Genomic DNA, 14,957 nt, shown 5'->3' with positions numbered 1-14,957 from the left:
CTCACATTGTTTTAATAACGTCTAAAAAATGTGTCATTAATAACAAATGCACAGTAGACGATTAAAGCGGTTATTAAAGAAGAGTGCAAAAATGCACTTACGTGGCGCAGACAAGAGGACAATATAAAGGTTTATCAACCTTCTACTTGTGCGTTAACGCTAATTATTTATATAAATTTCAGACCGCTGTTATTACAGAATTAATTTGACACGAGCATTTAAAGAATAATGCTCGCATAATAGAAAACAAGTATTAAGGGGCGCCGTTCCCGACACCATTTATATTGGTAATACGGTAAACAACTTGAGGGCCATCCAGTCGAGAGATTGCGTGATTACAACCTGTATTCGTCAATTAGTTTTGTATCGAACGCGGCTGTTTTAAACAGAGCTAGATACAATGAAAAGAATGTTAATCAACGCAACTCAACAAGAAGAGTTGCGTGTTGCCCTAGTAGATGGGCAACGACTTTATGATCTCGATATAGAAAGTCCTGGACACGAACAAAAGAAAGCAAATATTTACAAAGGTAAGATTACGCGTGTAGAGCCTAGTCTTGAAGCAGCATTTGTAGATTACGGCGCAGATCGTCATGGATTCCTTCCTTTAAAAGAAATTGCACGCACTTATTTTCCTGACGGATACCGCTTCGAAGGCCGCCCTAACATTAAAGATGTTGTGAAAGAAGGCCAAGAAGTTATCATCCAAATTGATAAAGAAGAACGCGGTCAAAAAGGCGCAGCCTTAACCACATTCTTGTCGTTAGCAGGTAGCTACCTCGTTCTAATGCCTAACAACCCTCGTGCTGGCGGAATATCTCGTCAAATCGAAGGCGATGAAAGAACACAATTAAAACAAACCTTAAACAAGCTTCAGTTACCTGATGGCATGGGTTTAATTGTACGTACTGCAGGTGTTGGAAAATCTTTCGAAGAGTTGGAACACGATTTATCTGTGTTACTTCACCACTGGAATGCAATTTCAGCAGTTGCTGCCGAGCGCCCTTCTCCGTTTTTAATTCACCAAGAAAGTAATGTTATCGTAAGAGCAATACGAGACTATTTACGCAGAGACATTGGCGAAGTTCTTATCGACAAAACTCACGTTTATGAAAAAGCGATGAAACATGTTGAGTTGGTGCGCCCTGATTTTGCTAAGCGTATCAAGCTATACCGTGGCGATGTCCCTTTATTCAGTCATTACCAAATTGAAAGTCAAATCGAATCAGCGTTTCAACGTGAAGTAAGACTGCCCTCTGGTGGCTCTATCGTTATTGACCCAACAGAAGCATTAACGTCTATTGATATTAACTCTGCTAGAGCGACAAAAGGCGGAGATATTGAAGAAACAGCTTTTAATACAAACTTAGAAGCGGCTGACGAAATCGCTCGTCAATTACGCCTAAGAGATTTAGGTGGTTTGGTGGTTATCGACTTTATCGATATGACGCCTGTTCGCCATCAGCGCGAAGTTGAAAATAGAATGAAAGATGCGGTACAAGCTGATCGTGCGCGTATACAGTTAGGCCGTATATCTAGATTTGGCTTGCTTGAAATGTCTCGCCAACGTTTACGTCCAAGTCTAGGTGAGTCTGCACATACAGTATGTCCTCGTTGTTCTGGTCACGGAACGGTTCGTGGCAATGAGTCTTTAGCTCTTTCTGTGCTTCGTATCTTAGAAGAAGAGAGCATTAAAGAAAACTCGGGACAAATTGAAGCTCAGCTTCCAGTTCCAGTAGCAACTTATTTGCTCAACGAAAAACGCAAAGCGTTGCAGGGCTTAGAAGAACGTCACAAAGTTGATATTTTAATATTGCCTAACCCGAACTTTGAAACGCCTAAGTACGAAGTGACGAGAAGACGCCAAGACGAAACTCTGAGCGAGCCGAGCTATAATGCCACGTTAACTCAAGTGGAAGAAGAAACCTCTACTATTACAGAACAAACTGTAAAACGCAGAGAAGAGCCTGCTTTACAAGGTATGTCTCCTCCTCCAGCACCTAAACCATCGAAAACTGCGCCGACGTCTTCAGCGAAATCTGAAGACGGTTTAATAGCCAAAGTATCAAAATGGTTATCGAGCTTATTTGCGCCTGAAGCTGAGCCGGAACCAACTAAAAAGCCAAATAATCGCAATCGTAATCGCAATGGCCAAAATAGAAACCAGCGCAATAATGATCGTCGTCGCAATCAACAGAACAAGAAACGTAAGTCCAATTACGATTCAGATGAGCACGAGCAACGCCAACCGAAACAACAAAAATCGGATAAGCCGCAACAACAGCGTACTCGAACAGAAAAACCTGAAGGTCAGCCTCCTAAGAAGAAAAAGGTACAAGAACGCAGACAGCGACGTGATAAGCGTAACTCTGTTCGTGTAGACAGTGCGCCTAAGGTGAACGACGAAGTCGCAGTGGAACAACAGGTTAATGACCTTCCAAGTCAAAACCTTGAAACGGCAAATACGGCACCTAAAGCGGCAAAAGCTGTAGTCAAAGACACACAAGACGTTGTTGCAAACACTGAAGTTGCTGAAACTGTATCAACTACGGATTCAGAGCAATCAGCATCGTCAGAAAATGCACCAAAAAGCAGAAACCGTCGTAGTCCTCGCCATGTAAGAGCCGCTGGACAAAAACGTAAAAAGCAAGATACTGAAACGTCTGGTGAAACTACCGTTGAAGATGCTGTTGAAACACCAGTTGCTAACGAAACATCGCCAGCACAAGCAGAACTGAACCTAAGCTCACAAGTTCAAACCGAGCCTACAGCGCCAGTTGAAACTCCCGTAGTTGAAGATGCGAGTAATGCGCCTGTTGTAGAACCTGCTAAAGTCGTAGATGAGGCACCTGTTGTTGAATCTCCTAATACGGAAGAAAAAGCGGTAGAAACTGAAAGCCAAGCACCTGTGGAAGATGCCAAACCTTCAACAAAAGAAGAGGTGGCTGAAGCCCCTAAAGCCTTCGCTGTTTTCAATCGTTTTGCACGTTCGGCATCTCATCCGGCTAAAAGACCTACGGAATTGGAAGCTAATTTTCAAGACGTACCTTTAACTGCTAAAGCCGATGAAGCGAGACCTGCGATTGTTAAGTCTGACAGTATTGCTTGTCAAGCAAACGCGACGTCTAGAGCAGAAGCGGCTGCATTTAACCCTACGGAATTGTATGGTGAAAAAGCAGCTGTAGAAGAAGTTAAAGCAGAACAAGAGCCTGTTCAAAAAGATTTGCTGCAAGACAGTTAAGTAAGTCAGTTTGATTAATAAGAAACGCGGCTTTATGTCGCGTTTTTTATTACCTTCAATTTGGGCCATTTTGATAACCACCCTTTATTTTTAACTCTGGCATTGAATATGTCGGAGTCACAATTTTTACTATTCTGAGTTATCGTATAGCTAAATAAGTGCTCTAAGCCAAACGGCGCAACAAACTCCAAGACATTATTCTCATTATATTTAACGGCCACGGCTGTTTCTATTTCGGGCCAATAGCTAATAGCATCTGAAATGTGTAAATAAGGTTGATGGTTATTGCGTATGTGCATACGGACTTGGTTCTTTACCGACCAATTTATTGGCATAGCTTCCTTTAATTGATTTTCATAATAAAGATCTAATTCTGCGCTACTCTTATCTTCATCATAATAAATCAAATCGATATCATTTAACTGAGTTGTGTTAACACCATGAAGCTTGTCCCACACCAAATTCCTAACGAAACCCGCACCTATGTGCCAATTCTTTAGATTGAGGGTTTTAGCCGCAGTTAAAACCTCTACTCTGAGTGGGTCGTTTTCTATCCATCTTGTGATACGTTGATGTGAATTAGTCAAGAATAAGAGACATGAAATGGCTGTTTGGATCGGCTTTATAATCAGCAAAAGGTAGGCAGGTTTTAAACCCAAACTTGAAATAGAGTGCGCGGGCCGGATCAAAAAATGTCTGACTGCCTGTTTCTAAATTGAGCCGAGTAAGATTTAGCGTTTTAGAATATTCGATAATATGGGTTAGCAGTTGCCGGGCGTATCCATGCCCTCTGTATTCATTGGCAATACGCATAGATTTAATTTCGGCTTCGTTATTTTCTAAGTGTTTAATTGCAATACAACCCACTAACTGCCCATGAACAGTTCCCCTAAAAAAGGTTATTTCAGGGGATTTTAAGCCATTGACATCAAGCGCATGAACGCTTTCTGGCGGGGACGTTGCGTGCATATCTTGCAGGTGCTCTTGAAGTAAACCAATGACATCGTCACTTTCTAGGTAGTCTACTTCAATTTCCATAACCTTCTACTGCCCTACCACATAAGATCATCGGGAATGTCGTACTCTGCGTACCAATCATCGTCCTCTGATTTAGCTTCATTTTCTGGTCTGTCATCAGCTCGAAAAACAACAAACGAACTATCTCGTTCGGCAATTTTGTCAGCAATTGGAACGGGAACCAAAGCGTAATCAGCACCATACTTAACCACAGCAAGCCGCGCATCCACAACAAGCGTGTGTATCGCATCGGTGACATACATGCGTTTTACCACATTGTCGTCGGTAAAGTTCAGCACAACATCGCCTCGGTTAAACGATTGACGATTAACTTCAATGAGTTGTTTTATTTGAGCAACAAGGGCTTTTTTCTCTCTTTCTTCTTGTTGAGCCTGATTAAGTGCTTTGTCTTTGTTGCGCTTTTCTTCTGCTGCTTTTTCCGCAGCTAATTGCGCTTCAGATAATTCTGGAGCCGCCTTTTTCTTTTGCTTTTGACGCTTTCTTTTTTCAGCACGGGCCTGCTTAGCAGACCCCTTGTCTGCCAAACCAGCTTTTAACAATTGATCTTGTAAAGAACCTTTCATACTACTTCTTTTTCTTCTTCGTTTCTTGTTCTGCCCACTTACCGTTTTCGTAAAAGGCTGACCAACCAGTCGCTTTACCTTTATCGTCTTCGCTCATAACATATTGTTGTTTTGTTTTTCGGCTAAAGCGAACAATTGCAAGGTTTCCTTTAGGATCTTTCGCCGGCGCGTCTGCCAAATAATAAAACTTAGGTGAAATACGAGAGCGAAAACGTGCGAGTTCTTCAACTTTAGGCGCTCTGGTTTCTCTGTGCTTAGGGAAATCATGAGCCGCTAAAAATATACCGCTTGCGCCGTCTCTTAACATAAAGTGAGCATCTGATTTTTCACACTCAAGCTCGGGCAAGTCCACAGGGTCTTCTTTCGGTGGAGCTGCTTCACCATTTTTAAGCAATTTACGGGTATTTTTACATGTCTCACTGGTGCAACCGAAATACTTACCAAAACGGCCGCTTTTAAGCTCCATATCACTAGAACATTTGTCACATTCAATAATAGGGCCGTCATACCCTTTAAGCTTAAAGGTGCCTTTTTCAATAAAGATACCTTCACATGTCGGCGTGTTCCCGCACACATGTAACTTTTTAGTTTCATCAACTAAATAGCTATCCATTGCTGTACCACAAATATCACAACGTCGTTTTGAACGCAGCGCTTCTGTTTCGAGTTCTTCATCGTCATCCACATTGATGACTTCTTCACCCGCAGTGAGATTCATTGTCTTAGTACAGCGTTCTTTTGGAGGAAGGTTGTAACCTGAGCACCCCAAAAACACCCCTGTACTAGCCGTTCTAACATTCATTTCTCGGCCACAGGTTTCACACTCTATGCCAGCTGGAATGGCCTGATTCTGACGCATACCACCGTCTTCATCAGACTTTTCTGCGGTTTCAAGTTTCTTCGAGAAATCACCGTAAAAACGATTTAGGACTTCTTTCCAACTTTCCTTTCCATCGGCAATATCATCGAGCTGTTGCTCCATGTTTGCGGTAAAGTCGAAATTCATCAAATTATCGAAATTTTCAACTAGCCGATCGTTAACGATTTCACCCATTTTTTCAGCGTAAAAACGCTTCGTATCCAAACGAACATAACCGCGGTCTTGGATAGTTGAGATAATACTTGCATAGGTTGAAGGACGTCCAATGCCTCTTTTTTCAAGTTCTTTTACCAAAGACGCTTCATTAAATCGCGCTACTGGCTTGGTAAAGTGCTGCTTTGGATCAAGCTGTTCTAGTTTTAGCTTATCGCCAGGATTTACATCAGGTAAGGCAAGCTCTTCATCACCTTTTTTCTTAATTTGAGGTTGAACTCGTGTCCAGCCATCAAATTTAAGTACTCTACCTTTTGCTGTAAGCTCAAATTCGCCGCCTTCGACTCGTAGCGTCGTCGCATCATATTTCGCAGGTGTCATTTGACAGGCAACAAACTGACGCCAAATCAGCTCATATAAGCGCTGTGCGTCTCTCTCCATACTTTTAAGAGAACTTGCGACAATTGATACATTTGAAGGTCGTATAGCTTCGTGAGCCTCTTGTGCGCCATCTTTGCTACCGTACCGTATTGGCGATTCTGGAAAATAAGCACTGCCAAATTGCTCAGAGATATAGTCCCGGCAACTATCAAGAGCTTCTTGGCTTAGATTAGTTGAATCGGTTCTCATATAGGTAATGTGCCCCGCTTCATATAAACGCTGGGCCATTGTCATGGTTTTCTTTACACCGAAGCCCAATCGGGTACTTGCTGCTTGTTGAAGGGTTGACGTAATAAAAGGCGCAGAAGGACGACTTTGAGTCGGTTTCGAATCTCTGCTTAACACAGAGTAATCCGCACCCTTTAATTTTTCTACAGCCGCTGAAGCTTGTTTTTCATTTTCTGGTTTAAAGGCTTTGCCATTTTGCTTAGCCACTAACATACGCAAATTAGTTGCTTTAGCGCTTAAATCAGCGTGAATATCCCAAAACTCTACAGGAACAAATGCTTTTATTTCTCTTTCGCGCTCTACCACAAGGCGTACTGCTACGGATTGAACCCGCCCCGCCGACAAACCTCTAGCGATTTTTTTCCAAAGCAAAGGCGAAACCATGAAACCCACAACGCGATCTAGAAAACGACGAGCTTGCTGCGCGTTAACTCTGTGGGTGTTGACTTCACCTGGTGAGTCAAACGCCTCTGTTATGGCTTTTTTTGTAATCTCGTTAAATACAACGCGCTGATACGTTTTGCCTTTGGTCCCCAATAACTCCTGAAGGTGCCAAGCAATTGCTTCCCCTTCTCTATCCAAATCCGTTGCGAGATATATAGTATCAGCGTCTTTTGCTAGCTTTTTAAGTTCGGATACAACTTTTTCTTTGCCTTGCAAAATCTGATAGTGCGCTTTCCAATCGTTTTGCGGATCAATACCCATACGATCAACTAATTTTTGATAATCGTATTTCTTTAAATAGTCGTCTCGTTTCTTATCTGAAAGCGTTTTAAGTTCTTTCGCTGGCTTTTTGGGAGCGACATTCCCCAATGCCTTAGTTGGAAGATCTCTTACATGTCCAACGCTAGATTTAACAATAAAATTTTGGCCAAGATATTTATTTATCGTTTTTGCTTTAGCCGGCGATTCCACGATCACCAATGATTTTGCCATTTATGGTTGTATCCTATTGATTTAACTATCAAAATACTATTTTTCACAACTGAAACCGGGTGAGAATACTCAGTTGCATTACGCTTTTCTATTTTTACATATATATACAATATGAATAGAAAACAAGTTCTTCTTCATACTTATTCTGTTTAAAGCTGAGTTTTAATCTAAAATGATTAAAAAACAACCAGTCAAAATTGGCAGCCATCCTAAAATCCGTATAATGCCCTTCAATTTGGTTTGAGTCATGTATTTATTACAGTATAGAGGAATGATTTATGCGTAGTTATGAAATGAATTTTGACGGTTTAGTCGGTCCTACCCACAATTATTCAGGCTTATCCGTTGGTAACATAGCATCTCGTAACAACGCTAGTGCGATAAGTAACCCTAAACAAGCCGCACTCGAAGGGTTAGCAAAAATGAAAACCCTTGCAGATATGGGCTTGAAACAAGGCGTACTAGCACCGCAAGAGCGCCCTAATATCTATATGTTAAGACAATTGGGCTTTACTGGCGACGATGCTAAAGTGATGCGTGATGCATATCAACAAGCGCCCAGTGTGTTTTTGTCGTGTTGCTCTGCATCTAGTATGTGGACAGCAAATGCCGCTACAGTTTCACCAAGTGCAGATACCGCAGACAACAAAGTGCATTTTACCCCTGCGAATTTAACGAATAAATTCCATCGAGCAACAGAGCCTGAGATCACAAGCAGAGTACTAAAAGCCACCTTTTCCGATACATCAAGGTTTGTTCATCATGCTCCACTGCCTTTTAATGAGCATTTTGGCGATGAGGGCGCAGCAAACCATACTAGATTGTGCGCAAACCATAGTCATTCAGGTGTAGAGCTTTTTGTTTATGGTCGCTATGCGTTTGATGAGTCAAAGCTTAGTCCCAAAGTATTTCCTGCAAGGCAAACATACGAAGCATCCCAAGCGATATCTAGGCTACATGGTTTATCACCAGATAATGCCGTATTTATTCAACAAAACCCTGATTTAATCGACCAAGGCGTGTTTCACAACGATGTTATTGCAGTAGGCAACGAAAATGTTTTGTTTTTCCATGAACAAGCTTTTTTAGACACCGACTTGAAACTTGCTGAAATTAAGCAAAAATTACGTGCCGATTCACTTCATTATATTTGTGTGCAAACCAGTGAAGTATCAGTAGAAAATGCAATTAAATCTTACTTATTTAATACACAAATCGTCACGTTACCATCAGGTGAAATGGCAATAATTGCCCCTACTGAGTGTCAAGAAAACGAGCAAGTTAATCGCTATTTAACAACGCTTATTCAACAAAATACCCCCATCAAACACGTACATTATTTAAATGTAAAACAAAGTATGAAAAACGGCGGAGGGCCTGCATGTTTGCGTTTAAGAGTTGCGTTAAACGAGGATGAATTAAACGCGGTTAATCCGAGCACCGTAATTAATCAGTTGCAATATGACAGACTAACGACTTGGGTCAACAAACACTACAGAGATAAGCTAGCTGAAAATGACTTATGTGATCCTCTTTTATTGCATGAGGTACGCACCGCATTAGATGAGTTAACAACAATACTAAATTTAGGCAGCGTTTATACCTTTCAACAGAACTAAAAAAGCCCCTAATAAGGGGCCTTTTCAATAGATCGATAACTCAATTAGTTAATATTGTCACAACCCACTGTAATACCAAATGGACTATTTGGCGGGGGCGATTCTTCGGTTACTATATCTTCAGCAGCTACTGACAAAGTAAACAACATAGACTGGCTAGACTCAGTACCATTAGATTGACCTCTGGCTGTTAAACGCACTCTAGACCATGCACCGAACTGTCTTTGATAAACGACGTTTACTAATGCTTGTCCATTTTCATCAGTGATAATAGATGCAGGAGTGACTACCGCCACATTGCCAGGAGTAAGCTGCCCGTCACCATTAGTGTCTTCTCCATCATCTAAACTGCCATTAAAGTTCTCATCCTCATTGACACATGAGTCATTAACTACAGGAATGTAAAATCCACCTTCATCATCGAATACCCAGAAACCTTTAAAGAAAGTAGCACCGTCAGCTTCACGCAAAGGTGTAACACTCATAGAGATTTCAGTACCAGAAACCGGGTTCCCATCAGCATCGGTTACAAACACACTGAATTCTTTACTATAAGTAGATAAATCCGGTGATTCAATAATGTTGCCTGTACCTAATGAAATATCAAGTGGGCTATCACCTACAGTTAATGTAGCTTGTCCTTCAACGCCACCTACCGATGCAGTAACAAAAACCGCTTCGTTACTTGATGAGGAGTTTGAGGTATACACAGTAGACGCAACGCCAGTTCTATCTGTGGTTGCTTGCGCGGGACTTAGTGAACCATTAGCAACGTCACTCACGCTAAAATTAACCACTTGATTACCGACTCTATTGCCATCTTCATCACGTACAATGGCCGAGATCGTACTGGTTTCGCCATTGGGTCCAATGGAATCGGGAGTGGCATCTACAATCACAGTAGAAGGCGTAACAGCAATAAAGGAAACCTCTGTGGTTGCGGTTACAGAGTTATTTTCACCATCATTACCTGTGGCGGACAGACTTGCTAGCCCTGCATTATCTGATTGAATTGTAAACGTCACTGAGCCATCTGAGTCAGTAACTAATTCTGTATCTGAGATTGTACCTCTTGATGAAGATAAAGTAACAGTTCCTCCCACCAGTGGCTGATTTTCTCTTAGCCATTGCAAAGTCACTGTATGGTTTTGATTAAGTACAAAGTCCTCATTAATATTTGTAATATCGGGCGCATTAACAAAACCAAAGTCATCTTCTTGAACGTTCACGCTAAAACTAGATGATGTGCCTATTGCCGTAGCGGTGAAAGTATACGAACCTGAAATTAAAGGGACAAAATCAAATGTCAGTTGACCATTTGCATTGGTGATGACTTGATTTTGGTTGATTAATGTATCGGTCAAATCCGTGTTTGAGGCATCTACAACCGTTAATACTACACTCTCTCCAACAATTCCCGCATCACTAGAATCCTCAAGTAAAATAGTATATTCAGAAGGGTCACTGATGACGATAGAGTTTGGTCCTGAAATGGAAATTGATGTGCCTACTACCGCGATTTCAAGCTCTTGTGTTAATTCAGGAAATCCTGAAATTGAAGCAGTGGTTGTAATTATTCTATTTTCAGGACTACTTATGGTCGATAACGATGCAGTTGCAATGCCCGTAGTGTCTGTTGTTCCTTGTATTATCGCAAGAGACGCCTGCTGATCTGCGCTAAAACTAACGGCAATATTTTCAAGTAACACGTTCTGTTCGTTTCTAACGATAGCAGATAATTCTAGTGTACTGACGCCACTTGATGCGAGTTGTGTCGCATCTGCAAACAACAATAAAGACGATGGCGTGTCGATAGAGGCGATAGCGCCTTCGCTATTAAAACCTACGTTATCTGTCTCACCAGAACTAATCGTTCCGATTACTAGTCCGCTACCTGATGCTTCACCAACAATAATTCCAATAGTAGCAATACCTGCATTATTCGTTAACGCGGTCCCTGTTGAATTATCAAAGGTCGCAATATTTTCTGTTGAAAAGCTAAAAGTAACAAGCTCATCATCAATGGGGTTTTGTTCGGCGTCTGTCACCAGCGCTGTCACCAACAAAGGTGTTGATTCGCTTAAAACATTACCTTCGGTTCCATCCGGCTCGCTAATAGTTAAAGTAACTATATTAGGGCTAGTTGATCCTGAATCGGTATCATCGTCATTACTTGTGTCCTCCCTTGAAAGGCCATCACCTCCTCCACATGCTGCGAGCATAAAAAGGAGTACTAATAAATACACTGAATGTGTTACGCGTTTTCTCATGTCTTCCTGGACCTCATTAATTTTGCTTCGACATCGGGTCATAATCTGGCACACTAGTGCCTTCGATTTTAATAATGGCAATAAAATACGCGGATTTCTATGTCTAATAAAAATAAAAAATATTCTCTCACGTTAAGAATCTTCTTTGGAATGCTGTTTGGTATTGTTTTCGGCTTTATTGTACGCGCTTTATTGTATGATGAAGCTACGCAAATGGAGCATGGTTATTCGGTTTACTCAGTGTTGGTTGACGGTGTTTTATCGACGCTTGGCTCTATATTTATATCTAGTCTCAAAATGCTTGTTGTACCACTCGTATTTGTGTCTCTTATCTGTGGAACAGGAGCGCTTAGCGAGCCATCAAAGTTAGGCCGTTTAGGGGTTAAATCTGTTGGACTTTATATTTTTACTACCTGTATCGCTATTACTTTGGCGTTAACTGTATCCATTTTTGTAGGCCCAGGTGAAGGACAACAAGCGTTAAGCACACAATCAGACTTCAGCCCGAATCAAGCGCCAAGCTTAAGTGAAGTAGTCATTAACATGTTTCCGTCAAACCCTATTAACGCACTTGCAGAAGGTAATATGTTGCAAATCATTGTATTTGCAGTGCTATTTGGCATAGCAATGTCAATGAGTGGCGAAGCAGGTAAACGTCTCAATACCTTTTTTAACGACGTTAATGACGTAATAATGAAATTAGTTACCCTAGTTATGGGATTAGCGCCTTACGGTGTTTTTGTTTTAATGGCGAAGCTGTTTGCATCTACAGGGTTAGAAACCATCACTCAACTTCTGAAGTATTTTGTCCTCTTGCTAATATTGTTGGTTATACATGCGCTAGTAACCTACCCCACACTCCTTAAAGTATTCACTGGATTAAGTCCTATTATCTTGTTTAAAAAAATCCGCAATACTGCATTGTTTGCGTTTTCAACATCAAGTAGTAGCGCCACGTTGCCAATTACAATGGAAACAGCCCGCAAAAAACTCGGTGTAGGCAACTCAGTCAGTTCATTCACTTTACCGCTTGGCGCCACTATCAACATGGACGGCACAGCAATTATGCAAGGCGTTGCAACTGTCTTTATAGCGCAAGTCTATGGTGTTGATTTAACAGGTTCAGATTATCTTTTAGTTGTATTAACCGCGACCCTAGCGTCCATTGGTACTGCTGGCGTACCTGGTGTCGGCTTAATCATGCTAGCCATGGTGCTACAACAAGTTAATTTACCCGTTGAAGGCATTGCACTTATCATCGGCGTAGATAGGCTACTTGATATGACCAGAACCGTTGTAAACGTCACCGGTGATTGTACAGTCGCTTGTATTGTTGCAAAGTCAGAAGGTGAGCTAAACGTTGATGTTTATAACGATATGAACGCTGGGCTAGAACCCAATAAAGAAAATTAACTTAAAACACTTGCCGGCTTGATGCGCGCTGCGCGTCTTGCTGGATAATAAGCTGCTATTGTACTCATTATTAAAGAAATACTGACCGTAAAAATCACATCCAGCCACTCTAGAGATGTAGGTAAAAAATCAATAAAGTAAACATCAGATGAAAGCAATTTCATATTCAACAACGATTCTATCCAAATCACGGTATCCGATACATTAGGCACAATAAGCAATGCCGCTACTACACCAATAAATGTACCGATTAAGCCGTTTGTTAAACCTTGGTACAAAAATATACGACGAATAAACGAATCTGTCGCTCCCATACTCACTAAAATCGCAATAGAAGCTTGTTTGGCTCTTACTCCCATCACTAATGTGGATACAACATTAAAACACGCCACCGCAATTACCAAAGTAAGGACGACGTATACGACCATTCTAACAAGCTGGATATCTTGAAATATATGACCATGAGTACGAGTCCAATCAGACATATAAACAGGCTGGGCTAATTCATATCCGTATTTTCGCACCACTTGGTTCGCATCAAAAGGGTCAATCAGAGACAATCTAATTCCTTGAGCACCACTTCGAATACCTAACAATTCAGATGCCGTTTTTAAATTAATTAACCCTAGCTTCGCGTCAACTTCGCCTCCCATATGTAAAAAGCCAACAACTTCAAATTGCACTCTTTTGGGGGCAGTAAATTTGTTTCCTTGATTTGACTGGGGTATTAAAAAATCTACAGTATCGTGAATACCGACTCCGATTTGTTGAGCAATTGACTGTCCTAGAATAATACCAAAGGGCTGGTCTTTAAGAAGGGAAAATGCAGTTTGATCCACAGCGATAGAAAGCATATCCGTTACACTTTCGTTGTAATCTAGCCCTGATAATGAAACGGGTTTTAATTCCGCTTTATTTTGCAATAAACCTGTTATCTGTGTGAACGGTGTAGCAAAGTTAACTCTCGAGTCGCTCTCAATACTATTTTTAAGCTCTTGCCAACCTTCAATTCCATCATTAGATACGGAAAATATTTCACCATGAGGAATAACAGACAACAATGTTGACCTTAACTCTTTTTCAAACCCATTCATTACACTTAATAGCATAATTAAAACAAATGACCCTAAGCCAATGCCAGCAATAGAACTGAATGACATAAAAGAGAGGTAACCTGAGTTACTTGTAGTCTTGCGAAAGCGGTTGGCTATTTGCCAGGCAAGGAAGCTATTCACAGCGTTATTAGCTTGCCATTATCTAAAGTCAAACTGCGTTCCATTTGCGAGGCCAACTTAAGATCATGAGTAACAATAACCAGCGCCATTTTTGTTTCAGCTTGAATAGACAATAGGAGATCATAAATTTGTTCTCCTGTTTTGCTATCAAGATTACCAGTCGGTTCGTCTGCGAGCATTATATCAGGGCGATGAACGATAGCTCGAGCTATGGCAACTCTTTGTCTCTCGCCTCCAGAAAGTTTACCTGGGGGGTGACTTAAGCGGTGCGATAAACCCACTAACGTCAGCGCTTCTTCCGCTTTTTGTTCAGACTCATCCTTAGATCTCTTCGCTATACGCAACGGCATTGCAACATTCTCTAAAGCGGAAAACTCATTCAATAAATGATGAAATTGATAAACAAACCCTAAGTGTTGGTTCCTTATTGAAGCTTGCTTAGATACGCTTTCGTTCCAAATATCTAGGCCGTTAACATAAACCTTACCTGATGTTGGCGAATCTAAGCCACTTAAAATGTGTAGAAGAGAGCTTTTACCTGAACCAGATGCGCCGACTATTGCCAACTTTTCTGATGCTTGTATTTGTAATGAAATTTGATTTAAAACAGATATTTTACCTGCACCATCATCGTAGCTTTTTACAATGTCAGTGCAAGATAAAACGGGAATATCTTTGATGTGATTATTGGTAATCATTTAACAAAGCCATTCTAGGAATATGGCGGAGCGGACGGGACTCGAACCCGCGACCCCCGGCGTGACAGGCCGGTATTCTAACCAACTGAACTACCGCTCCAAGGTAGTATAAAAATAAGGAGTAATGGCGGAGCGGACGGGACTCGAACCCGCGACCCCCGGCGTGACAGGCCGGTATTCTAACCAACTGAACTACCGCTCCGCAAAACTCTTTACTTTCAAGCAGTTAAAGACTTAGCTAA

At 41.4% G+C, this 14,957-nt stretch carries 10 protein-coding genes and 2 tRNA genes; 3 read left to right on the top strand and 9 right to left on the bottom strand.

The annotated features are described in order from the left end of the window. Positions 1-400 precede the first annotated feature (400 nt). The gene (gene rne / locus J3L16_RS04545; protein ID WP_207611708.1) at positions 401-3,241 is read left to right on the top strand and encodes a ribonuclease E; all 2,841 of its coding nucleotides are present in this window, start codon (positions 401-403) and stop codon (positions 3,239-3,241) included. Between the two features lie 32 nt (positions 3,242-3,273). On the opposite strand, the gene J3L16_RS04540 is transcribed toward rne, so the two are convergent. From J3L16_RS04540 to topA, 4 genes are read right to left on the bottom strand one after another with little or no spacing between them, the layout of a single operon-like run. Beyond that, positions 3,274-3,828 (bottom strand): nucleotidyltransferase family protein, encoded by a 555-nt coding sequence (locus J3L16_RS04540; RefSeq protein WP_207611707.1) that lies wholly within the window; start codon positions 3,826-3,828, stop codon positions 3,274-3,276. Beyond that, a complete protein-coding gene (locus tag J3L16_RS04535) occupies positions 3,821-4,279 on the bottom strand; it encodes a GNAT family N-acetyltransferase (protein WP_207611706.1) in 459 nt (152 codons plus the stop codon). Before J3L16_RS04535 ends, J3L16_RS04540 begins: the two co-directional genes overlap by 8 nt. Positions 4,280-4,293: 14 nt before the next feature. Beyond that, positions 4,294-4,842, bottom strand: coding sequence for a DUF2058 domain-containing protein (locus tag J3L16_RS04530; RefSeq protein ID WP_207611705.1), 549 nt, complete (start codon positions 4,840-4,842; stop codon positions 4,294-4,296). A 1-nt stretch (position 4,843) separates the two neighbouring features. Continuing rightward, the gene (topA, locus tag J3L16_RS04525) at positions 4,844-7,480 is read right to left on the bottom strand and encodes a type I DNA topoisomerase (RefSeq protein WP_207611704.1); all 2,637 of its coding nucleotides are present in this window, start codon (positions 7,478-7,480) and stop codon (positions 4,844-4,846) included. A 278-nt stretch (positions 7,481-7,758) separates the two neighbouring features. Between topA and astB the strand changes: the two genes are divergently transcribed. After that, positions 7,759-9,099 (top strand): N-succinylarginine dihydrolase, encoded by a 1,341-nt coding sequence (gene astB / locus J3L16_RS04520; RefSeq protein ID WP_207611703.1) that lies wholly within the window; start codon positions 7,759-7,761, stop codon positions 9,097-9,099. Between the two features lie 44 nt (positions 9,100-9,143). Here the strand turns inward: astB and J3L16_RS04515 are convergent, their stop codons facing one another. Next, on the bottom strand, positions 9,144-11,369 hold the full coding sequence (locus J3L16_RS04515) for an Ig-like domain-containing protein (protein WP_207611702.1): 2,226 nt from the start codon (positions 11,367-11,369) through the stop codon (positions 9,144-9,146). A 99-nt stretch (positions 11,370-11,468) separates the two neighbouring features. On the opposite strand from J3L16_RS04515, the gene J3L16_RS04510 reads away from it, so the two are divergent. Beyond that, the gene (locus tag J3L16_RS04510; protein ID WP_207611701.1) at positions 11,469-12,782 is read left to right on the top strand and encodes a dicarboxylate/amino acid:cation symporter; all 1,314 of its coding nucleotides are present in this window, start codon (positions 11,469-11,471) and stop codon (positions 12,780-12,782) included. On the opposite strand, the gene J3L16_RS04505 is transcribed toward J3L16_RS04510, so the two are convergent. From J3L16_RS04505 to J3L16_RS04490, 4 genes are all read right to left on the bottom strand, one after another. Next, positions 12,779-14,017, bottom strand: a complete 1,239-nt coding sequence (locus tag J3L16_RS04505; RefSeq protein WP_207611700.1) for a lipoprotein-releasing ABC transporter permease subunit — start codon at positions 14,015-14,017, stop codon at positions 12,779-12,781. The genes J3L16_RS04510 and J3L16_RS04505 overlap by 4 nt on opposite strands. Then, positions 14,014-14,715, bottom strand: a complete 702-nt coding sequence (locus J3L16_RS04500) for an ABC transporter ATP-binding protein (RefSeq protein WP_207611699.1) — start codon at positions 14,713-14,715, stop codon at positions 14,014-14,016. The genes J3L16_RS04505 and J3L16_RS04500 overlap by 4 nt, the downstream gene beginning before the upstream one ends. A gap of 23 nt (positions 14,716-14,738) precedes the next feature. Next, positions 14,739-14,815, bottom strand: a tRNA-Asp gene (locus tag J3L16_RS04495). Positions 14,816-14,840: 25 nt separating this feature from the next. Next, a tRNA-Asp gene (locus J3L16_RS04490) sits at positions 14,841-14,917 on the bottom strand. Positions 14,918-14,957 lie beyond the last annotated feature (40 nt).

It is taken from the genome of Alteromonas sp. 5E99-2, from assembly GCF_017368475.1.
Lineage (GTDB): Bacteria > Pseudomonadota > Gammaproteobacteria > Enterobacterales > Alteromonadaceae > Alteromonas_F.
The sequence above is the reverse complement of the archived record's forward strand: the minus strand, read 5'-3'. Positions and strand labels throughout refer to the sequence as shown.